Genomic DNA, 18650 nt, shown 5'->3' with positions numbered 1-18650 from the left:
ACCAATCGAGATCAACCCCATCCGCCATGGAACTGCACCTGGCCCTGGACCACGCCGGCGACCTGACCGCGCAGATCGTCCACCACATCCGCGACGCGATCCAGGGCGGCCGGCTCGAAGCCGGCGCGCGCATGCCGCCGTCGCGCCTGCTCGGCACGCAGCTGGGCGTGGCGCGCAAGACCGTGACCACCGCCTACGAGCGGCTGGTGGCGGAAGGCTGGCTGCACGCGCGCGTCGGCGACGGCACCTATGTTGCGCAGGGCCTGGCGCGGCCGGCGGTGCGCATCGCCGCAGCGCCGGTGCTGCCGCCGGCGGTGCAGCGCTGGCTGGCCGTGCCGACGCCGTTCCTGGCCCCGACGGGCGGCGCCCGCTATGCGTTCCAGCCGGGCCAGGCCGATACCACCCGCTTTCCGCACGAAGCCTGGGCGCGCTGCGTGCGCGCGGCGCTCGCGGCCGAGCGCACGCGGACGCCCGGCCCGGCCGATGCCGCCGGCGAGATGCCGCTGCGCCAGGCGATCGCGCGCCATATCGCCTTTACCCGCGGCGTGCAGAGCACGCCCACCGACATCCTCGTCACCAGCGGCGCGCAGCAGGGCATCGACCTGCTGGGGCGGCTGCTGCTCGGGCCGGGCGCGGTGGTGGCGATGGAGGATCCCGGCTACCCGATGGCGCGCGCCCTGTTCCAGGGGCTTGGCGCGCGGGTCGTGCCGGTGCCGGTCGACGACGAAGGACTGGTGGTGGCGGCGCTGCCCAACGACGCCAGCCTGGTCTATGTCACGCCCTCGCACCAGTCGCCGCTGGGCGTGCCGATGAGCCTGGCGCGGCGCCAGGCCCTGCTCGACTGGGCCGCACGCCGCCATGCGGTGATCCTGGAAGACGACTACGACAGCGAGTTCCGCTACGGCGGCCAGGCGCTGGACGCACTGCAGACGCTGGACCGGCACGGCCGCGTGGTCTACCTGGGCACGTTCTCCAAGACCCTGGCGGCCAACCTGCGTGGCGGCTATGTGGTGGTGCCGCCGTGGTTGATGCCGGCGGCACGCAAGGTCAAGCACCTGATGGACTGGTACACGCCGACGCTGCTGCAGCAGGCGCTGGCGCGCTTCCTGTCGGAAGGCCACCTGCTGCGCCATATCCGGCGTTCGCACGCACGCCATGCCCAGCGCCGCGCGCGCTTGCTGGCACGGCTGCAGGGCGACCTGTCGCCGTGGCTCGAGCCGCTGCCGGCAGTGGCCGGCTTCCACCTGGCGGCACGGCTGCGGGTGCCGGTGACCACCGAGGCGCTGGTGTCGATGGCGCGGCTGGCGGACCTGGAACTGGCCACGCTGGACCCTTGCTATGCCAGTCCGCCCCCCAGTTGCGCCGGGCTGCTGCTGGGCTTCGGAGCGATCGACCTGCTGGATATCGACCCTGCCCTGGACCGGCTGGCGATGGTACTCTCTGCCTTGGCTCCCGCCCCGCCACGCCCCGCGTGACGCGGCCGGCACCAGGGCGCGCGAGCCACGCACGGCAAGCAGGTGACACACCTTCGACATGGCGCCTCAGTCATACTTGCCGGACAAATTTGCTGTGAACAAAACGGATGTACGAAAGTCTCATTCGCACTTCCAAACAACCCGAGTCGCGTTCATGACCAAGCGTTTGTTGTCCGCCATGCGTCAGTACGCATGGTTTGCAGGGGTGAAGCACCATGTCGTGCAGGGCGTCGAAGCCCTAGCCGAGCTGCTCAAGTCCCCGTCCGCCGCGGCGCGTGCCGTCGCGGCCATCGTTGCCGAAACCGAGCAGGGCGTACAGGTCTGGGTCTCGTACTTCGGCAAGCCGCTGGACCCGCACACCAACTATGTGCTGTGGCCGAACCGGGCGTTGCGTCCGGCGCGACGGCGCATCCAGCCCTCTCCCATCGAGCTGCTGCAGAACCAGCGACGGCGCGACGACTAGTCGCGCTCGCATCTCCGCTGATCCCAGCACCGCGCGCCGGCAGCGCTCAGGCGTCGGCCCAGCGCCGCAGCAGGTTGTGATAGACGCCGGTCAGGCCGATCACCGATTCGTGCGCCTGGCCGAGTTCCTGCGCCACCTGGCGGATGCGTCCATCCAGCTCGAACAACATCGCGCGCTGGCCGTCGTCGCGCACCATGCTCTGGATCCAGAAGAACGACGACACCCGCGCGCCGCGCGTGACCGGCGTCACGTGGTGGATGCTGGTGGCCGGGTACAGCACCATGTGCCCGGCCGGCAGTTTCACGCGCTGCTGCCCGTAGGTGTCCTCGATCACCAGTTCACCGCCGTCGTAGTCTTCCGGTTCGGTCAGGAACAGCGTCGCCGACAGGTCGCTGCGGATGCGGAAGCTGGTGCCGCGCAGATAGCGGATCGCGTTGTCGACATGGTTGGCAAAGGTATGACCGCCCTCATAGCGGTTGAACAGCGGCGGATAAACCTTCAGCGGCAGCGCCGCCGAGAAGAACAGCGCATGGTTGCCCAATGCATCCTGGATCAGGTCGCCGACCTGCCGCGCCGCCGGCGAACCCTCGGGCAGCTGCAGGTTGCGCTTGGCCAGCGCCGACTGGTAGCCCGAGGTTTCGTTGCCATCTGTCCACGGCGCCGCGTCGATGAGCTCGCGCACGTGCGCGACCTGGGCCTTGGTCAATACGTCGGGAATCTGCAGCATCATGATGGCTTGTACGTCGGGATAAATCGGCAGGCGCCCATTGTATGGGAAGCCCGCAAAGGCCCCGAACAAGAATCATTACTGTTTGATCCCGGGCAGGCGGCGCCTTCACTACAATGGTTTGAGGTATGCCGTCATCGACAAGGAGCAGACATGTCCGAACCGCTACACGACGAAGCGCTGGTCAATCTCTACCTGGAACGCATCTCGGCCCTTTCGGTCAGCGCCTTCGATGGCGCCGACGTCAGCGGCGAACTCGATGCGGTGATGCGCGAAGCCGTGACCAAGTGCCAGGCCGCCGGCGGGCCGCAGGCTCAGGGAACGCTGACGGTGCTCGCCGCGCGCTTGCGCGATCGCGCCGAGGCGGCCGAACGCGAAGACCAGCCGCTGGTGCGCGACACCTTCAGGCTTGCGGCGGAACGCGTGCCGGCCTGATGTCGATGCGCTGCAAGTCCAGGCGTGGACTGGCCGCATTGGCATCGATCTTGAAACGCTAAGGAAATCTGGCCGGACGGCCTTTGGAACCACGCCTTGAGGCTTGCGGCGGGTGCCGCTGGTACAAGGTGTTGGTTGCGGGGGCAGGACTTGAACCTGCGACCTTCGGGTTATGAGCCCGACGAGCTGCCAACTGCTCCACCCCGCGTCTGAAGGAGATGGATTATGGGTGATCCGATGGCGCATGGCAAGCACTATTTGCGTCGGCACAGCAAATCGTTCGCCGCCGCGGGCAAGCCGATACATCACAACGTGATATAAACCGCTGCGCGCGCGAGGGCTAGCGGCGCTTATTCGGCAGGTCCCAGCAGGCGATCGACCAGCGCATAGCCCGCGCCGAACGCAGCCACCTCGGCCGCATGGCGCGTGGAAAACTGCTGCGGCCCGCTGGCGAGCAGTTCGGTATCGCCCGCATCGGCCGGATCGGCACCTTCCTGCGATACGCGCACCTCGTAACCCCAACGGCCGATGCTACCCTGCCCCTGCGGCGACACAAGGACATAGACGTCCATGCCGCGATATGCCTCGACACGCCAGTCAGCGTTGTCCATGCGAGCGACTCCCGGATCCATGATGGTTCTTCGAGACTAGGAGGCGACACGCGCGACCGCAAGGCATAACGCGAGCGCGCGGCAAGACGGTACACACAAGCTGAGCCGCAAAGAAAAAGGGCTTCCGTTTCCGGAAGCCCTCTTCTTTCTGCATAGGTGGCGCGGCTGGCAGGATTCGAACCCACGACCCCTTGGTTCGTAGCCAAGTACTCTATCCAACTGAGCTACAGCCGCACGCGAGAAAAAGATTATAACTCAGTTTTCGTTTTTGTGAAGCCCCCTACCAACTTTTTTGCGATCTTTATTGGAACGGGTCGTCACGAGCCTGCGCCGGCGCTGCCCGCCAGTGGGCTTTTCCTATAATGGCAGACTGAAGAAGTGATCCGGACCATGAACAAGGCATTTGTCAAAGAGTCCTCGGGCGACGAGCACGACGACCTTCCCGAAGGCGCAACCCCGCTGCCTCCCGGCACCAAGAACTACATCACCGCGCAAGGCTACGCGCGCCTGCGCGACGAGCTGATGCACCTGATCGATGTCGAGCGGCCCGACGTGGTGCAGATCGTGTCGTGGGCGGCGTCGAATGGCGACCGCTCCGAGAACGGCGACTATCTCTATGGCAAGAAGCGCCTGCGCGAGATCGACCGCCGCATCCGTTTCCTGACGCGCCGCCTGGACAAGGCCGAAGTGGTCGACCCGTCCCTGCAGGGCGACAACGACCAGATCTTCTTTGGCGCCACCGTCACCTACGCGCATGCGTCGGGTGAAGAGACCACCATCACCATCGTCGGCATGGACGAGGTCGATCTCGAACACAACCACGTCAGCTGGATCTCGCCGATCGCCAAGGCGCTGCTCAAGGCGCGCGAAGGCGACACCGTGGCGTTGCGCACGCCGGCCGGCGTCGAGCAGATCGATATCCTGGAAGTTCGCTACCCCGCGAAGAAACAATAGGCGCGCGGGCCCGCCTAATTGTCGTTGCGGTCGCGGAAGATGCGAATGACGTCGGGGTTGCGGCGCAGCCCGCGCATCACGTTGGCCAGGTGCAGGCGGTTCTGCACCTGGATGATGAACTGCATGTAGGTGGCTTCCTGCTGGCCGGCGTCCTGCTGCTCCATCGCCACGTGGGCAACGTTGGCGTCGGCCGCGGTCAGGTCCGCCGCCACGCGCGCGACGATGCCCTTGACGTTGCGCACCATCACCTTGATCGACACATCGAAGGCGCGCGTGGTCTTCTTGGCCCACATCACGTCGATCCAGTGCTCCGGATCCTTGCTGTGCAGGCGCTTGGCGATCTTGCAGTCCTGCACGTGGATCTGCAGTCCCTCGCCCTTGCCGAGGTACCCGACGATCGAATCGCCCGGGATCGGGCGGCAGCACGCCGAGAAGATCATCGACATGCCTTCGTCGCCGGTGATCGGCACCGCGGGTGCTTCCTCGCCGGCAAAGGTCTGCACCGCCGCCAGCAGCGCGCTGTCGACATCGCCGGACAGCTCCTGCAGCAGGATCTCCATGCGCTTGGCCACCACCGCCGGCACGCGCCGGCCCAGTGCCAGGTCGGCGAAGATGTCCTCGCGCTGCTTGTTGCCGGTCCACTGGATCATGCGGTCCCACACCGACTGCGGCACCGCCTTCAGCTCGATTCCGAGCTGGCGCGCCGACTGCTCCAGCAGGCGCTCGCCCAGCTGGATCGCTTCGTCCAGCTTGGTGGTCTTGAGGTAGTGACGGATCGCCGCGCGCGCCTTGCCGGTGCGCACGAACGACAGCCACGCCGGATTCGGCTTGGAGTACGGCGCCGTCACCACTTCGACAATGTCGCCGCTCTTGAGCTCGGTGCGCAGCGGCAGCATCTCGTTGTTGATCTTGACTGCGACGCACTGGTTGCCCAGGTCGCTGTGCACCGCGTAGGCGAAGTCCAGCGCGGTGGCGCCGCGCGGCAGCGCGCGGATATGGCCCTTGGGCGTGAACACGTAGACCGCGTCCGGGAACAGGTCGATCTTGACGTGCTCGAGGAATTCCTGCGAATCGCCGGTCTGGCTCTGGATATCGAGCAGCGACTGCAGCCACTGGTGCGCCTGCTGCTGGATATCGTTGGCGTGGTCGGCCTGGTGCTTGTACATCCAGTGCGCGGCCACGCCGGCCTCGGCGATCTGGTGCATGTCGCGCGTGCGGATCTGGAACTCCACCGGCGTGCCGAACGGCCCCACCAGCGTGGTGTGCAGCGACTGGTAGCCGTTGATCTTGGGGATCGCGATGTAGTCCTTGAACTTGCCCGGCATCGGCTTGTACAAACCGTGCAGCGCGCCCATCGCCATGTAGCAGTGCATCTGCGTTTCCACCACCACGCGGAAACCGTACACATCCAGCACCTGCGAGAACGACAACTGCTTGTCATGCATCTTGCGGTAGATGCTGTACAGCGTCTTCTCGCGCCCGGACAGCTCGGCGACGATGCCGGCATCGGCCAGCCCCTTCTGCGCGGCCTCGAGGATGCGCTTCACCACTTCGCGCCGGTTGCCGCGCGCGGCCTTGACGGCTTTTTCGAGCGTGGCGTAGCGGAACGGCGAGCCGACCTTGAACGACAGCTCCTGCAGCTCGCGATAGATCGTGTTGAGACCGAGACGGTGCGCGATCGGCGCATAGATCTCCATGGTCTCGAGCGCGATGCGGCGGCGTTTTTCGGGCGGCACGAAGTCGAGCGTGCGCATGTTGTGCGTACGGTCGGCCAGCTTCACCAGGATCACGCGCACGTCGCGCGCCATCGCCAGCAGCATCTTGCGGAAACTTTCCGCCTGCGCCTGCTCGCGGCTCTGGAACTCGAGCTTGTCCAGCTTGGTCAGGCCATCAACCAGTTCGGCGACCTTGGGGCCGAATTTCTCGGCCAGCTCGCTCTTGGTGATGCCCTGGTCTTCCATCACGTCGTGCAGCAACGCCGCCATGATGGACTGTACGTCCAGCTTCCAGTCCGCGCACAGCTCGGCCACCGCCACCGGATGGGTGATGTAGGGCTCGCCGCTCTGGCGGTACTGGCCCAGGTGGGCCTCGTCGGAAAACTGGAAGGCCTCGCGCACGCGCGCCAGGTCGGGCGCCTTCAGGTACGCGAGCTTCTCCATCAGCCGGGTGATGGAGATGACCTGCTGGCGCGGCGGCACCGCCGGCTGCGAGGTCGGGCCGAAGAAGTGCCGGTATGACTGCGCCAGCACTGCATCGATAAACAGGCTGTCGGCTGCCGGTGGCGTCACTGGCTGCACCGCGGCCGGTTCGTCATGCGCGGCCGCGCCGCGCGCCTTGCCCGGGGCCAGCGCGGGTGCGACGGCGCGCTCGCCGACGACATCGTCGCCGAGCGGATCGGGAAGATTGGGAGCGCCGGTGCGCGCGTTCACGGAAGACTGGCCCGGAATGGTGCGCTTACGCGCCGCGGGCGGGGCCGCATCGCCAGGCGCCGGCACGACCGCGGTCGGCGACGGCTGGGATGGAGGCTTGGAGGGCGGATGCGGCGATGGCATGGCGGCGGCCCGGGGAATCCGGCTGGGTAGCCTGGAACTGTGCTGGCACGATGCAGGGATGAGCCATGGGCCGCCTGGTGGATCAGGTCGGGACCTTTTTCAGCATCTCGATGCCGACCTGGCCCGACGCGATCTCGCGCAGTGCCACCACGGTCGGCTTGTCCTTCGCTTCGACCTTGGGCGTGTGGCCCTGCACCAGCTGGCGCGCACGATACGTGGCCGCCAGCGCGAGCTCGAAACGATTCGGAATGTGTTTCAGACAATCTTCGACGGTAATACGCGCCATATCAAATCCACCTTGGGACAAAACCTTACGTTGGGTTGCTATTTTACAGCACGCGGCGGGAAACGCCGGCGGCGCCCCGCGCGGCTGTCATCGGCAGGCATCGTTTCAGTGGATGCCAAGCTCGATGAACAGCTCCGCGTGCCGCGCCTTCTGCGAGGAAAAGCGCAGCCGCGTGGCGCTGATGATGTTGCGCAACTGCTCCAGCGCATCGTCGAACACCTCGTTGATGATGACGTAGTCCGACTCCGAGGCGTGGGCCATTTCGCTGCCCGCGGCCAGCAAGCGGCGCACGATCACATTGGGCTCGTCCTGGCCCCGCTTCTTCAGGCGCTCTTCCAGCGCGGTCAGCGACGGCGGCAGGATGAAGATCTCCACCGCGTTGGAAAAGCGCTGGTGCACCTGCTGCGCGCCCTGCCAGTCGATCTCGAGCAGCACGTCGTTGCCTTGCGCCATCTGCTGCTCGATCCACACGCGCGAGGTCGCGTAGTAGTTGCCGTGCACCTCGGCCCATTCCAGGAAGTCGCCGCGGTCGCGCGCGGTGCGGAAGCCGTCCACCGTGACGAAGTGGTATTCGCGGCCGTCCTCTTCGCCCGGGCGCGGTGCGCGCGTGGTGTGCGAGATCGACAGGCGGATCGCCGGGTCCTGCGCCAGCAGCGCGTTGACCAGCGTCGACTTGCCCGCGCCCGAGGGCGCCACCACCATGAAGAGGTTGCCGGGGTAGACGGTGTCGATGGCGGTGTGCGAGGTCGGAGCGGAGGCCGATGGAGAAGTTGGGCTCATGATGTTTCGGTGACTGTCTTACTCTAGATTCTGGACCTGCTCGCGCATCTGCTCGATCAGCAGCTTGAGTTCCATCGAGGCATCGGCCAGCTCCTTGGCGGCGGCCTTGGAGCCCAGCGTGTTGGCCTCGCGGTTGAGCTCCTGCATCATGAAGTCCAGACGCTTGCCGACCTGGCCGCCCTTCTTCAGGATATGGCGCGTTTCGTTCAGATGCGCCTGCAGCCGCGACAGCTCTTCGGCGATATCGATGCGGATGCCGTAGACGGTGGCTTCCTGGCGGATGCGCTCGGCGATCTCGTCGCGGCTCATCGCCGGCATGCCGTTGGGCGCGGCCAGGTTGAAGGCCTCCTGCAGGCGCTCGGTCAGCTTTTCCTGGTGATGCGCGATCAGTTGCGGGATGGTCGGGGTCAGGCGCTCGACGATCGCCAGCATGGCGTCGATGCGCTCGGTCAGCGTGGCCTTGAGCGCGTCCCCCTCGCGGCGGCGCGCTTCCAGCAGGTGGTCAAGCGCCTCGCGCGCGGCGCCGAGCACGGCCTCGCGCAGCGACTCCTGCGACAGCTCCGGCTCGACCAGCACGCCGGGCCAGCGCAGGATCTCGCCCATACGCAGGGTGCCGGCGCTGCTGAAGGTGGCGGCCACGGTGGTCTCCAGCGCGCGGATCTGCGCCAGCAGCCCGTCATTCAGCGCCAGCGTGGCGCCGCCGGCATCGGTGCGCTGCAGGTTGATGCGGCATTCCAGCTTGCCGCGCGACAGCTCGGCCATCAGCATCTCGCGCAACGCCGGCTCGAACGCGCGGCACTCCTCGGGGGCCCGGAACAACAGGTCGAGGAAACGCGAATTGACAGTGCGGAATTCCACCGAAACGGACGCGGTGCGCCCGCTGGGCTCGCCCTGCGCGTTGGTCAATGGCGCCTGGCGCGTCGCCAGGCCGTAGCCTGTCATGCTGTGGATCATTGGTTGTTCTCGTGATTGGCGCCGCACCGGCCCGAAGCGGCCGCGGCCTGCCCGGCGGACACCCGCCCGGCAGCCGCGCGCACAGCCTGTGGGGGCGCCCTCAAAACGTTGAAAGGCGGGCAATAACGCCCGTATTTGTGTTCTTTACAAGTGACCGATTAGCCCGGACAATCCGGAGGCAAATCCGTCCGGAGGCAAATCCGCGGGGGCAACTCCGGTCCTAGTCCTAATCCCATGACAGAGCCAAAGGGCACGCCACAACCGAAGAGTGCACCGCTGCCCGTCGGCACGCTGCTGTCCAACTATCGTATTGTAAAGAAGTTGGCCAGCGGGGGGTTCAGTTTCGTCTACCTGGCCACCGACGAAACCGGCGCGCCGGTCGCCATCAAGGAGTACCTGCCGTCGTCGCTGGCGCGGCGCAACCCGGGCGAACTGATCCCCGTGGTGCCCGACGAAAACGCCGCGGCGTTCCGGCTGGGCCTGAAGTACTTCTTCGAAGAGGGCCGCTCGCTGGCCCGCATTTCCCATCCCAGCGTGGTGCGCGTGGTGAACTTCTTCCGCGAGAACGCCACCGTCTACATGGTGATGAACTACGAGCTGGGCAAGACGCTGCAGGAGCATGTGCTGGCGGCCCGGCAGCAGGGCCGCGCCAAGGTGCTGCGCGAGCATTTCATCCGCAAGGTGTTCCACGACCTGATGAGCGGCCTGCGCGAAGTGCATATCCACAAGCTGCTGCACCTGGACATCAAGCCGGGCAACATCTACCTGCGCGAGGACGAGTCCCCCATCCTGCTGGATTTCGGCGCCGCGCGGCAGACCCTGACCATGGAGGCCGCACGCTTCCAGCCGATGTACACGCCGGGCTTTGCCGCTCCGGAACTGTACGGCAAGCACACTGACCTGGGCCCGTGGACCGACATCTACAGCCTGGGCGCGACGCTCTACGCCTGCATGGCCGGACTGCCGCCGCAGGAAGCCAACCAGCGCGAAAAGGACGACCGCATGGGCGAGGCGCTGGTGCGGCTGCGCAGCAGCTACACCAACGGCCTGGTCGACCTGGTCGAGTGGTGCCTGCGGCTGGAGCCCTCGGGCCGCCCGCAGAGCGTATTCCGGCTGCAGAAGGAATTGCGCGAGCAGACCAACGCGCTGGGCGAGCAGGCGCTGGCGCCCGCGACCCAGGCCCCGGCACCCGCTCCCATGCCGCCGGAAAAAGCGCCCGCGACCTCGCGCTTTCTGACGCTGCTGCGCCGGCGTGACGAGCCGGCACCGGGCGCGAGCGTCGACTGAATCACAAACCCGACCGCAGCGCCCGCGCGCGCGGCCGGGCCATCGAACCCCAAAGAAAGCCATCCAGCCAACATGCGATTCTCTGTCTACCAGGAAAGCAGGAAAGGCGGCCGCCGCATCAACCAGGACCGCATGGGCTATTGCTTCACGCGCGACGCGCTGCTGATGGTGCTGGCCGACGGCCTGGGCGGCCACGCCCACGGCGAAGTCGCCGCGCAGCAGGCGCTGCAGACCCTGGCGCGCCAGTTCCAGCTGCAGGCGCGGCCCGCGGTGCGCAACCCGGCCGAGTTCCTGCAGGACACCATCATGCTGGCGCACCGCGAGATCCACCGCTATGCCGAAGCCAACCAGATGGCCGACGTGCCCCGCACCACGGTGGTCTGCTGCCTGGTGCAGCACGGCCAGATCCACTGGGCCCACGCCGGCGATTCGCGCTATTACCTGCTGCGCAAGGGCCGGCTGCTGACGCGCACGCGCGACCACTCCAAGATCGAGAACCTGCTGCAGCAGGAGCGCGTGCTGCCGATGGAGGTGGCCAACCACCCCGAGCGCAACAAGCTCTACAACTGCCTGGGCTCCCCCAACCTGCCGCTGATTGACCTGGGCGGGCCGGTGCGGCTGGAACCGGGCGACGTCGCCCTGCTCTGCTCCGACGGCCTGTGGGGCCCGCTGGACGAGCCGGTGCTGGTCGACAAGCTGTCGCGCTTGTCGGTGGTGCAGGCAGTGCCGGCGCTGATCGACCAGGCGCTGCAGCAGGCCGGCGAAGGTGCCGACAACACCACCGGCATCGCCATGATGTGGGAGCTGGACAACAACACCGCCAGCCAGGATGCGGTGATGACCGACACCCTGCCGCTCAACGCCTTCACCACCTCGATCCTCGAGCGTAACGGCACCGACAGCGACCTGCTGTCCGAGGAAGAGATCGAGCGCTCCATCGCCGAGATCCGCGCCGCCATCGACAAGACCAGCAACCTGATGCGGTGATGGCACCGGCAAGGTCCGGCCGGGTCGGAGCGCCAGCGCGCACCGGCCGGCAGCGGTAGAATCGCGGTCTCTCCTTTCTACCCTTTGCGGACAAACCATCTCATGCGACCCAGCGGCCGCGCAGCCGATGCGCTGCGTTCCATCAGCCTTACCCGCCACTACACCCGCCACGCCGAAGGCTCGGTCCTGTGCGCCTTTGGCGATACCAAGGTGCTGTGCACCGCCAGCGTGCTGGCCAAGGTGCCGCCGCACAAGAAAGGCAGCGGCGAAGGCTGGGTCACGGCCGAGTACGGCATGCTGCCGCGCGCCACGCATACGCGTTCCGACCGCGAGGCCGCGCGCGGCAAGCAGACCGGCCGCACCCAGGAAATCCAGCGCCTGATCGGCCGCGCCATGCGCTCGGTGTTCGACCTGGCGGCGCTGGGCGAATACACCCTGCATCTCGACTGCGATGTGCTGCAGGCCGACGGCGGCACCCGCACCGCGGCTATCACCGGCGCCTTTGTCGCCGCCCACGACGCGGTCGCGACCATGCTGCGCGACGGCCTGATCGCCGCCAGCCCGATCCGCGACCATGTCGCCGCGGTCTCGGTCGGCATGGTCGACGGCGTGCCGGTGCTGGACCTCGACTACGCCGAGGACAGCAACTGCGACACCGACATGAACGTGGTCATGACCGGCAGTGGCGGCTTTGTCGAAGTGCAGGGCACCGCCGAGGGCGCGCCCTTCAGCCGCGCCGACCTCGACGCCATGACGCGCCTGGCCGAAGCCGGCATCGCCCGGCTGGTACAGCTCCAGCGCGAAGCGCTGGGCCTGGCCTGAGCCACGGAGCCCGCGATGCAACGCCTGGTACTGGCCTCCAACAATCCCGGCAAGCTGCGCGAATTCGGCGCGCTGCTGGCGCCGCTCGGCTTTGACGTGGTAACGCAGGGCGAGCTTGGCATCCCCGAGGCCGAAGAGCCCTTCGCCACCTTTGTCGAGAACGCGCTGGCCAAGGCCCGCCACGCCAGCCGGCTTGCCGGCCTGCCCGCGCTGGCCGACGACTCCGGCATCTGCGTGCAGGCGCTGGGCGGCGCGCCCGGGGTCTATTCCGCGCGCTATGCGCAGATGGCGGGACAGGCCAGGTCGGATACGGCCAACAACGCCTACCTGGTTTCTCAGCTGGCCGGCAAGCTGAACCGGCACGCGTACTACTACTGCGTGCTGGTGTTCGTGCGCCACGCCGATGACCCGTGCCCGATCATCGCCGAAGGGGTGTGGCACGGCGAGGTCGTCGACGCGCCGCGCGGCGCCGGCGGCTTCGGCTACGACCCGCACTTCCTGCTGCCGGCGCTGGGCAAGACCGCGTCCGAGCTGCCGCCGGAAGAGAAGAACCGCGTCAGCCACCGTGCCCAGGCGCTGCGCGCCCTGGTGGCCAGGCTGCAGGCCGAGGCCGCGGAGCCTGCGACCCGATGATTCCGATCGTACCGGCCTCCGCGTCCGTGCCCGTGGACAGCAAGCAGCTGTGGCTCAAGCCCGGGCAGATCAGCCTGCCCGGTTCGCCGCCGCTGTCGCTGTACGTGCATATCCCGTGGTGCGTGCGCAAGTGCCCGTATTGCGATTTCAACTCGCACGCCGCGCCCGGCGCGGACAATCACGAGATTCCGGAAGATCTCTACCTGGACGCGCTGCGCGCGGACCTGGAGCAGTCGCTGCCGCTGGTATGGGGCCGCCCGGTGCATACCGTGTTTATCGGCGGCGGCACCCCCAGCCTGCTGTCGGCGGCGGGCATGGACCGGTTGCTGTCGGATATCCGAGCCCTGCTGCCGCTCGACGCCGATGCCGAGATCACGATGGAGGCCAATCCCGGCACCTTCGAAGCCGACAAGTTCGCCAGCTACCGCGCCAGCGGCATCAATCGGCTGTCGATCGGCATCCAGAGCTTCAACGACCGGCACCTGCAGGCGCTGGGACGCATCCACGGCGGCACCGAGGCGCGCCGCGCCATCGACATCGCCCAGGCCAGCTTCGACAACATCAACCTGGACCTGATGTACGCGCTGCCCGGCCAGACCCTGCAGGAATGCCAGGCGGACGTCGAAGCCGCGCTGGCCTACGGCACCACGCACCTGTCCCTGTACCACCTGACGCTGGAGCCGAACACGCTGTTCGCAAAGTTTCCGCCGGCGCTGCCGGATGACGACACGGCGTACGAAATGCAGGACTGGATCGAAGCGCGAACGGCCGCGGCGGGCTATCGGCACTACGAGACCTCGGCGTATGCAAAGCCGCATCGCGAGGCGCGCCACAACCTCAACTACTGGCGCTTTGGCGACTACCTCGGCATCGGCGCCGGCGCGCACGGCAAGCTGTCGTTCCCGCAGCGCGTGCTGCGCCAGATGCGGCACAAGCATCCGGCAACCTACATGGCGCAGGCCATGGCCGGCAACGCGGTGCAGGAAGCGCGCGACGTCGGCGCCGACGAACTGCCGTTCGAGTTCATGCTCAATGCGCTGCGCCTGACCGACGGCGTGCCGGCCTCGAGCTTCCACGACTACACCGGGCTGCCGCTGCACACCATCAGCAAACAGCTGGCCGAGGCCGAGAAGAAGGGACTGCTCGAAGCCGACCTGACCACGATCCGGCCCACCGAACTGGGCCGGCGCTTCCTCAATGACCTGCAGGAGATGTTCCTGAAGGACTGAGCGGCCCGCACCCCGGCAGCGTTAAAAAAAGGCCACGCAAGCGCGTGGCCTTTTACTTCTGGCAAACGTCAGGCTGGCACGTCAGTACGGCGTGGCCATGTCGTTGGCCACGCGCGCGCGCATGCCCACTTGCAGGCTGCCCAGGTTCGACTGCGTCACCGTGGCGAGGCGGCCGTCATCGAGCCGCACGTTGACGCGATAGACCGTCTGCGTATTGCTGCCGGCGCGCTTCTCGATCTGGTTGCCGGCCACGGCGCCGACCACGGCGCCGCCGATGGTCGCCGCGGTCTGGCCACGCCCGCCGCCGATCTGGTGGCCCAGCAGGCCGCCCGCGGCGCCGCCGATCACGGTGCCCAGCAGGCCCGAGCTGCCCTGCGTGGTGGTGACCGGCTCGATCGATTCCACGCGGCCGTAGTAGACCGCACCGGCCGGCGCCTGCGAGGTGTGCGGGTTCTGGTAACCCGGGGGCGGCGCGTTGTAGCCGGTGTTGTAGCCCTGGTCGTAGCCGCTGCCATACGGCGCCGCACAACCGGCCAGCGCGGCCGCCGCGGCCACCGGAACGATCAACCATGTCTTGCTAGGGGTTCGCATTTTTCGCATTTTGAGTTCTCCTCTGTTGCCTGGCGAAAGCCGGGGATGCGGCACACACCGCAGTGCCCGGTACGACCATATGAGCGCTGGCGCGATATGAAGGTTCCTTCTTGTCAGACAGAGCCCGACAGCACGGCCAGAAGATGTGGCAAGAAATTTACGGCTGCCTCCACGCCGCGGCACAAGTCCCCATCAAGCCTCGCGGGGCTTGTATAATGCGCGGCCAGACCGTTGCGTCTGCATGCGGCACTGCGCCGGAGGCCCCGCCCTTTCGCGCTACAATGCCCGCACTTTTCCGGAAGCGTGGCCGAGTGGTTTAAGGCAGCAGTCTTGAAAACTGCCGATGGGGTGACCCATCCGTGAGTTCGAATCTCACCGCTTCCGCCATTCCTCATTCCACCGCGTTCCGACACCCTCCAGCGAATCAGCCGGAAACCCAATAGAGGCGCGGCTTTGGGGGTATTTTTCTTCTTGCCGCCTCCACACCGCTCCGACACAATCCGACCATCGAACAGGGGTCAGAACGGGGGTGGGAAATGGCAACACGGCAACTGCATCGGCTCACGGCGCTGAAGATCGGCAAGCTGGATGTACCGGGGCATTACCCGGACGGCGGCAACCTCTATTTCCAGATCTCTCAGACTGGCTCGCGCTCCTGGATCTTCAAGTTCACGCTACGCGGCCGGTCGCGCGAAATGGGGCTGGGCCCCCTGGCTTCCGTCTCGCTGGCTGCAGCGCGCGCAGAAGCCTCAAAATGCCGGGACCTTCTTCGGGATGGAGTCGATCCGATTGAGGCGCGGAAGGCCAAGCAGCGGCAACGCATGCTCGAATTGTCAGGACCGCGCCTATTCAAGGCTGCAGCGGCCGACTACATCGCCAAGCATCGTGCCGGGTGGAAGAACAAGAAGCACGCCCAACAGTGGACAAACACGATCGCCACCTACGCAGGCCCAATCCTTGGTGATCAAGACGTGCGCGACGTCGACACGGCCATGATCTTGCAGGTGCTGCAGCCGATCTGGATCAAGAAGCGCGAAACAGCGTTCCGACTACGTGGGCGCCTCGAATGCATACTCGATGCCGAAAAGGCGCTCGGACATCGCGAGGGAGAGAATCCGGCACGCTGGCGCGGCCACCTCGACAAGCTGCTCCCCAAACAAAATCGGCGCAAAAAGATCAAGCATCACCCAGCGCTACCGTGGCAGGAAATTCCGGGCTTTATGAAGGAACTGCGCGAGCAGCGCGGGACTGCCGCTCGCATGCTCGAGCACTTAATCCTGACGGTTGTCCGCACCCAGGAGGTCCAATTTGCGAGACCCGAGGAATTCGACATGCGTTATCGCGTCTGGACTGTACCGGGCGAACGCATGAAGATGGAATTGCCCCTACGTGTGCCAATGACCGATCGCCTCGTCGAGTTGGTTGAGGCAGCATTGCCTGGCGCGCGAGACGGCTGGCTCTATCCGGGCCGGAAGAAGGGGAAGCCGCTTTCCAACATGGCTATGCTGAAGCTGCTTGAGCGAATGGGTTACGGACATGTCACCGTGCATGGCTTCCGCTCGACCTTCCGGGATTGGGTGGCGGACTGCACGGAATATGCGGACTCGCTTGCAGAAATGGCGCTGGCTCACGCCATCCAGAACGAAAGCGAAGCGGCCTACCGTCGGGGCGACATGCTTGAGCGCCGGCGCAAGTTGATGAGGGACTGGGCGCACTACTGCTCCGGCCAAACAGCAGCAGCCATTCCACTGGATCAGAGCGCCACGCCGCAATCGGCGTGCAACTGATGGGGCTGGGAGTTGCTGATTAGCGCCGAGTGAAATCTTGGCGACGGCATAGGGATACAGATGTGGTTGGGCGCTTCCCTACTCTCGAAACTGGTCAACCGATAGAGCTACCGGCACAATTTAGCGAGCACTGCCTTCGGAGTTTTGGTGACAAACCAAGACGCTTTATAAATCAAGGCCTTGCGCAACTCGCAAATTGCAAAACCAAGGTCAACCAAGGTAACCAAAGGCCAACCCAGCCCACCATAGGTGCAATTTAGGTGCAGTCCGGCTTAGGCAACTGAGCGTGAAAAGCGCCCTGGAGGCACCGCGCCCGGCCGCTTCACTGTCAGCCAGTCCCGAGAGCGCTTGCCAGATCGATAGGTGGAGCCGGCACGTTTGCCGACGACGCCCTCCAGCCCCAGCGTTAACGCATGGCCGTACAGCCAGGCGCCGTCCTCGACGCTGTCCACATAGAGCAGCCCCGGCGGCGGCTCGACAGGCTCGCGCGGGATGGTCTTACGCTCGCACAGGAGCATGGCCCGCAGCTCGGCCAGCGTCGGCGCCGGCGGCGGCCGGCTGGCCATGGCATCACCCCTTGATGTTTCGTGGGTCGTGTCCGAAGGAGTTGCGCTCACGGATCTGGCCGTCGCGGCCGTGGATCAGGAGCTCGACCTGCTCGCGCTTGGCTCGCTCAGTGCCGGCGGCAATGGCTTCGTCCTGGGTGGCGAATTTCTGTTGCTGGCCCTCCCAGCCTTCGGCCTCAACGACCCAACTGTCACCGGCGGGCACGACGTGGATGTTCTTGCCTGGCATGGCTGTCTCCTGGATGTTGATGCAGCCAGTCTCTGCTCGACGCTTGGCCGGCGCTATCAGGCGCCGTCCGACAGCAGGCAGGTGGAAGCGCCTAGAACGGCAGCTCTGGGGCGGCCACGGAAGGGGGTTCCTTGGTCTGCCGCACGATGGGCGCCGCCTCGGTGGCCATGGCTTCAGCCGGAAAGAGGGTCATGAAGGTGCGGGCGACTTCCGGGTCGCGGCACGCCAGCCAGTCGTTCCATTGCTGCCGCGGCACGATAACCACCGATCGCTTTTCCTTGCCGGAGGCGTGCATCCGATTCATGACGGGGTGCTTGTCCGCGTTCACAGTCAGCATGGTGAACGAGTAGGCGCCGTCGGGCCAGTCGCGCCAGAGGCCGGCGATGCCAAAGGCCGGCTCGCCAGGGAGCCAGATCTTGTACCGCGTCGACTTGGGCCCGGCCTCGTAGTGGGGTTCGTAGACCGCGGTGGCCGGAATCAGGCAGAGCTGGCCCTTCTTCCATGGGCCGCTGAACGTTTGCTTCTCCCCCACCGTCTCCGACCTGGCGTTCATGGTGTCGTAGGGGCGGACGCCTTGCGGAACGCGTGAGCGCGGCTCCAGGCCAAAGCTGGCCAGCACGCTGTTCCGCCGGCCGCCACCGTCCAGGCGCACGATGGGGGCAGCGTAGTCTGGCCAAGCCTCGGGCTTCCACTCGGCAGGCGGCGGCTCGACTCCGAAGATGTCCCGCAGGATCTGGCGCTGCACTGGGCCGTAGTTGGTACACATCAGCGTCTCCTTGCCAATCATGACCGCCGCCGGCGAGCACCTCGCGCGGCCGCCGTGTCTACGTTGTCGAACACCTCTTCCGCCGCGGCCTCGCCGACACCAGCTTCGCCCTGCATCATCCACGTCTCCTCGGCCAGCTCGCGCCGCAGTGCGGCCAGGATGATGTGGGCAGCCGAGCTGTTCATCATGCTGTCGTAGATCGGAAAGCATGCCGCAAACTGGGCAGCACGCCGCACCGTGCGCTGCAGCCGCGCAATCTCCCACAACAGCGCCCGAACCTCGGGGGTCCGGTTGCGCTGGTACATGGCGCGCATCTCTGTCGGGGTCAACGGCGCGCGAAAGTGATGACCAGCCGCACGCCGCGTCCGCAGCTCTGCCTGATCGCCGTCGACCAGGTCTTGCGCCCGGAATGCTGCTGTGAGCTTCGGGATCTCATCCGTCCGTCAGGAGCTACTACTGTATAAAAACACAGCATATCGAAAAGGGCGCCGCTAAAAGTCGTGGGGGGTCGGGAAA

General features: G+C 66.4%; 21 protein-coding genes and 3 tRNA genes. 11 read left to right on the top strand and 13 right to left on the bottom strand.

All coding sequences use genetic code 11. From position 1 onward, the window contains the following. Positions 1-26: 26 nt before the first annotated feature. Positions 27-1475 carry a PLP-dependent aminotransferase family protein gene (locus tag ACEI37_RS15445; RefSeq protein WP_373379633.1) on the top strand — a complete coding sequence of 483 codons (1449 nt, stop codon included), beginning with the start codon at positions 27-29 and terminating at the stop codon, positions 1473-1475. Between the two features lie 154 nt (positions 1476-1629). Continuing rightward, positions 1630-1938, top strand: a complete 309-nt coding sequence (locus ACEI37_RS15440) for a hypothetical protein (RefSeq protein ID WP_018006974.1) — start codon at positions 1630-1632, stop codon at positions 1936-1938. A gap of 46 nt (positions 1939-1984) precedes the next feature. On the opposite strand, the gene ACEI37_RS15435 is transcribed toward ACEI37_RS15440, so the two are convergent. Continuing rightward, the gene (locus ACEI37_RS15435; RefSeq protein WP_373379632.1) at positions 1985-2668 is read right to left on the bottom strand and encodes a Fe2+-dependent dioxygenase; all 684 of its coding nucleotides are present in this window, start codon (positions 2666-2668) and stop codon (positions 1985-1987) included. A gap of 150 nt (positions 2669-2818) precedes the next feature. Here ACEI37_RS15435 and ACEI37_RS15430 point away from each other — a divergent pair, with 150 nt between their 5' ends. Next, positions 2819-3100, top strand: coding sequence for a hypothetical protein (locus ACEI37_RS15430; RefSeq protein WP_018006976.1), 282 nt, complete (start codon positions 2819-2821; stop codon positions 3098-3100). A gap of 132 nt (positions 3101-3232) precedes the next feature. Here ACEI37_RS15430 and ACEI37_RS15425 read toward each other — a convergent pair. The 3 genes from ACEI37_RS15425 to ACEI37_RS15415 all read right to left on the bottom strand — a co-directional run bounded on the left by ACEI37_RS15425 (position 3233) and on the right by ACEI37_RS15415 (position 3945). After that, positions 3233-3308 (bottom strand) — tRNA-Met (locus ACEI37_RS15425). Between the two features lie 142 nt (positions 3309-3450). Continuing rightward, positions 3451-3711: a hypothetical protein gene (locus tag ACEI37_RS15420; protein WP_062797485.1), complete on the bottom strand. Its 261-nt coding sequence runs from the start codon at positions 3709-3711 to the stop codon at positions 3451-3453. Between the two features lie 157 nt (positions 3712-3868). Then, positions 3869-3945, bottom strand: a tRNA-Arg gene (locus ACEI37_RS15415). Positions 3946-4101: 156 nt separating this feature from the next. Between ACEI37_RS15415 and greB the strand changes: the two genes are divergently transcribed. Further along, a complete protein-coding gene (gene greB, locus ACEI37_RS15410; protein ID WP_373379631.1) occupies positions 4102-4665 on the top strand; it encodes a transcription elongation factor GreB in 564 nt (187 codons plus the stop codon). 14 nt (positions 4666-4679) lie between these two features. Here the strand turns inward: greB and ACEI37_RS15405 are convergent, their stop codons facing one another. The 4 genes from ACEI37_RS15405 to ACEI37_RS15390 form a co-directional block, all read right to left on the bottom strand. Beyond that, positions 4680-7094, bottom strand: coding sequence for a bifunctional (p)ppGpp synthetase/guanosine-3',5'-bis(diphosphate) 3'-pyrophosphohydrolase (locus ACEI37_RS15405; RefSeq protein WP_373379630.1), 2415 nt, complete (start codon positions 7092-7094; stop codon positions 4680-4682). A 205-nt stretch (positions 7095-7299) separates the two neighbouring features. After that, entirely contained in the window at positions 7300-7503 is a 204-nt protein-coding gene (gene rpoZ / locus ACEI37_RS15400) for a DNA-directed RNA polymerase subunit omega (protein ID WP_006578656.1), read from the bottom strand. A 105-nt stretch (positions 7504-7608) separates the two neighbouring features. Continuing rightward, on the bottom strand, positions 7609-8205 hold the full coding sequence (gene gmk, locus ACEI37_RS15395; RefSeq protein ID WP_373380266.1) for a guanylate kinase: 597 nt from the start codon (positions 8203-8205) through the stop codon (positions 7609-7611). 96 nt (positions 8206-8301) lie between these two features. Continuing rightward, a complete protein-coding gene (locus ACEI37_RS15390) occupies positions 8302-9237 on the bottom strand; it encodes a YicC/YloC family endoribonuclease (protein ID WP_373379629.1) in 936 nt (311 codons plus the stop codon). 234 nt (positions 9238-9471) lie between these two features. Between ACEI37_RS15390 and ACEI37_RS15385 the strand changes: the two genes are divergently transcribed. From ACEI37_RS15385 to hemW, 5 genes are all read left to right on the top strand, one after another. Continuing rightward, positions 9472-10524: a serine/threonine protein kinase gene (locus tag ACEI37_RS15385; RefSeq protein ID WP_373379628.1), complete on the top strand. Its 1053-nt coding sequence runs from the start codon at positions 9472-9474 to the stop codon at positions 10522-10524. Positions 10525-10596: 72 nt separating this feature from the next. Further along, positions 10597-11511, top strand: coding sequence for a PP2C family serine/threonine-protein phosphatase (locus tag ACEI37_RS15380; RefSeq protein ID WP_373379627.1), 915 nt, complete (start codon positions 10597-10599; stop codon positions 11509-11511). 102 nt (positions 11512-11613) lie between these two features. Beyond that, entirely contained in the window at positions 11614-12333 is a 720-nt protein-coding gene (gene rph / locus ACEI37_RS15375; protein WP_111519003.1) for a ribonuclease PH, read from the top strand. 15 nt (positions 12334-12348) lie between these two features. Further along, positions 12349-12966: an RdgB/HAM1 family non-canonical purine NTP pyrophosphatase gene (rdgB, locus tag ACEI37_RS15370; RefSeq protein WP_373379626.1), complete on the top strand. Its 618-nt coding sequence runs from the start codon at positions 12349-12351 to the stop codon at positions 12964-12966. Continuing rightward, a complete protein-coding gene (gene hemW, locus ACEI37_RS15365) occupies positions 12963-14195 on the top strand; it encodes a radical SAM family heme chaperone HemW (protein ID WP_373379625.1) in 1233 nt (410 codons plus the stop codon). Before rdgB ends, hemW begins: the two co-directional genes overlap by 4 nt. 81 nt (positions 14196-14276) lie before the next feature. On the opposite strand, the gene ACEI37_RS15360 is transcribed toward hemW, so the two are convergent. Further along, positions 14277-14786, bottom strand: coding sequence for a glycine zipper 2TM domain-containing protein (locus ACEI37_RS15360; protein WP_062802078.1), 510 nt, complete (start codon positions 14784-14786; stop codon positions 14277-14279). Positions 14787-15083: 297 nt separating this feature from the next. Between ACEI37_RS15360 and ACEI37_RS15355 the strand changes: the two genes are divergently transcribed. Further along, positions 15084-15173 (top strand) — tRNA-Ser (locus tag ACEI37_RS15355). 149 nt (positions 15174-15322) lie between these two features. Further along, positions 15323-16573: a tyrosine-type recombinase/integrase gene (locus tag ACEI37_RS15350; RefSeq protein ID WP_373379624.1), complete on the top strand. Its 1251-nt coding sequence runs from the start codon at positions 15323-15325 to the stop codon at positions 16571-16573. A 272-nt stretch (positions 16574-16845) separates the two neighbouring features. Here ACEI37_RS15350 and ACEI37_RS15345 read toward each other — a convergent pair whose 3' ends face one another. The 4 genes from ACEI37_RS15345 to ACEI37_RS15330 form a co-directional block, all read right to left on the bottom strand. Further along, positions 16846-17139 carry a hypothetical protein gene (locus ACEI37_RS15345; protein ID WP_198036349.1) on the bottom strand — a complete coding sequence of 98 codons (294 nt, stop codon included), beginning with the start codon at positions 17137-17139 and terminating at the stop codon, positions 16846-16848. A gap of 4 nt (positions 17140-17143) precedes the next feature. Beyond that, positions 17144-17368 (bottom strand): DUF2188 domain-containing protein, encoded by a 225-nt coding sequence (locus tag ACEI37_RS15340; RefSeq protein WP_116378359.1) that lies wholly within the window; start codon positions 17366-17368, stop codon positions 17144-17146. A 91-nt stretch (positions 17369-17459) separates the two neighbouring features. Beyond that, on the bottom strand, positions 17460-18134 hold the full coding sequence (locus ACEI37_RS15335; RefSeq protein ID WP_373379623.1) for an SOS response-associated peptidase: 675 nt from the start codon (positions 18132-18134) through the stop codon (positions 17460-17462). A gap of 17 nt (positions 18135-18151) precedes the next feature. Continuing rightward, positions 18152-18439 carry a hypothetical protein gene (locus tag ACEI37_RS15330; RefSeq protein WP_116378358.1) on the bottom strand — a complete coding sequence of 96 codons (288 nt, stop codon included), beginning with the start codon at positions 18437-18439 and terminating at the stop codon, positions 18152-18154. Between the last annotated feature and the right edge of the window lie 211 nt (positions 18440-18650).

The sequence above is a fragment of the Cupriavidus nantongensis genome, from assembly GCF_041726985.1.
GTDB lineage: Bacteria > Pseudomonadota > Gammaproteobacteria > Burkholderiales > Burkholderiaceae > Cupriavidus > Cupriavidus nantongensis_A.
The sequence above is the reverse complement of the archived record's forward strand: the minus strand, read 5'-3'. Positions and strand labels throughout refer to the sequence as shown.

Bases quoted from the DNA above. Each gene is read 5' to 3' on its own strand.
- ACEI37_RS15445 (WP_373379633.1), top strand. From the start codon at position 27: ATGGAACTGCACCTGGCCCTGGACCACGCCGGCGACCTGACCGCGCAG.
- ACEI37_RS15440 (WP_018006974.1), top strand. From the start codon at position 1,630: ATGACCAAGCGTTTGTTGTCCGCCATGCGTCAGTACGCATGGTTTGCA.
- ACEI37_RS15435 (WP_373379632.1), bottom strand. From the start codon at position 2,668: ATGATGCTGCAGATTCCCGACGTATTGACCAAGGCCCAGGTCGCGCAC.
- ACEI37_RS15430 (WP_018006976.1), top strand. From the start codon at position 2,819: ATGTCCGAACCGCTACACGACGAAGCGCTGGTCAATCTCTACCTGGAA.
- ACEI37_RS15420 (WP_062797485.1), bottom strand. From the start codon at position 3,711: ATGGACAACGCTGACTGGCGTGTCGAGGCATATCGCGGCATGGACGTC.
- greB (WP_373379631.1), top strand. From the start codon at position 4,102: ATGAACAAGGCATTTGTCAAAGAGTCCTCGGGCGACGAGCACGACGAC.
- rpoZ (WP_006578656.1), bottom strand. From the start codon at position 7,503: ATGGCGCGTATTACCGTCGAAGATTGTCTGAAACACATTCCGAATCGT.
- gmk (WP_373380266.1), bottom strand. From the start codon at position 8,205: ATGGTGGTGGCGCCCTCGGGCGCGGGCAAGTCGACGCTGGTCAACGCG.
- ACEI37_RS15390 (WP_373379629.1), bottom strand. From the start codon at position 9,237: ATGATCCACAGCATGACAGGCTACGGCCTGGCGACGCGCCAGGCGCCA.
- ACEI37_RS15385 (WP_373379628.1), top strand. From the start codon at position 9,472: ATGACAGAGCCAAAGGGCACGCCACAACCGAAGAGTGCACCGCTGCCC.
- ACEI37_RS15380 (WP_373379627.1), top strand. From the start codon at position 10,597: ATGCGATTCTCTGTCTACCAGGAAAGCAGGAAAGGCGGCCGCCGCATC.
- rph (WP_111519003.1), top strand. From the start codon at position 11,614: ATGCGACCCAGCGGCCGCGCAGCCGATGCGCTGCGTTCCATCAGCCTT.
- rdgB (WP_373379626.1), top strand. From the start codon at position 12,349: ATGCAACGCCTGGTACTGGCCTCCAACAATCCCGGCAAGCTGCGCGAA.
- hemW (WP_373379625.1), top strand. From the start codon at position 12,963: ATGATTCCGATCGTACCGGCCTCCGCGTCCGTGCCCGTGGACAGCAAG.
- ACEI37_RS15360 (WP_062802078.1), bottom strand. From the start codon at position 14,786: ATGCGAACCCCTAGCAAGACATGGTTGATCGTTCCGGTGGCCGCGGCG.
- ACEI37_RS15350 (WP_373379624.1), top strand. From the start codon at position 15,323: ATGGCAACACGGCAACTGCATCGGCTCACGGCGCTGAAGATCGGCAAG.
- ACEI37_RS15345 (WP_198036349.1), bottom strand. From the start codon at position 17,139: ATGGCCAGCCGGCCGCCGCCGGCGCCGACGCTGGCCGAGCTGCGGGCC.
- ACEI37_RS15340 (WP_116378359.1), bottom strand. From the start codon at position 17,368: ATGCCAGGCAAGAACATCCACGTCGTGCCCGCCGGTGACAGTTGGGTC.
- ACEI37_RS15335 (WP_373379623.1), bottom strand. From the start codon at position 18,134: ATGTGTACCAACTACGGCCCAGTGCAGCGCCAGATCCTGCGGGACATC.
- ACEI37_RS15330 (WP_116378358.1), bottom strand. From the start codon at position 18,439: ATGTACCAGCGCAACCGGACCCCCGAGGTTCGGGCGCTGTTGTGGGAG.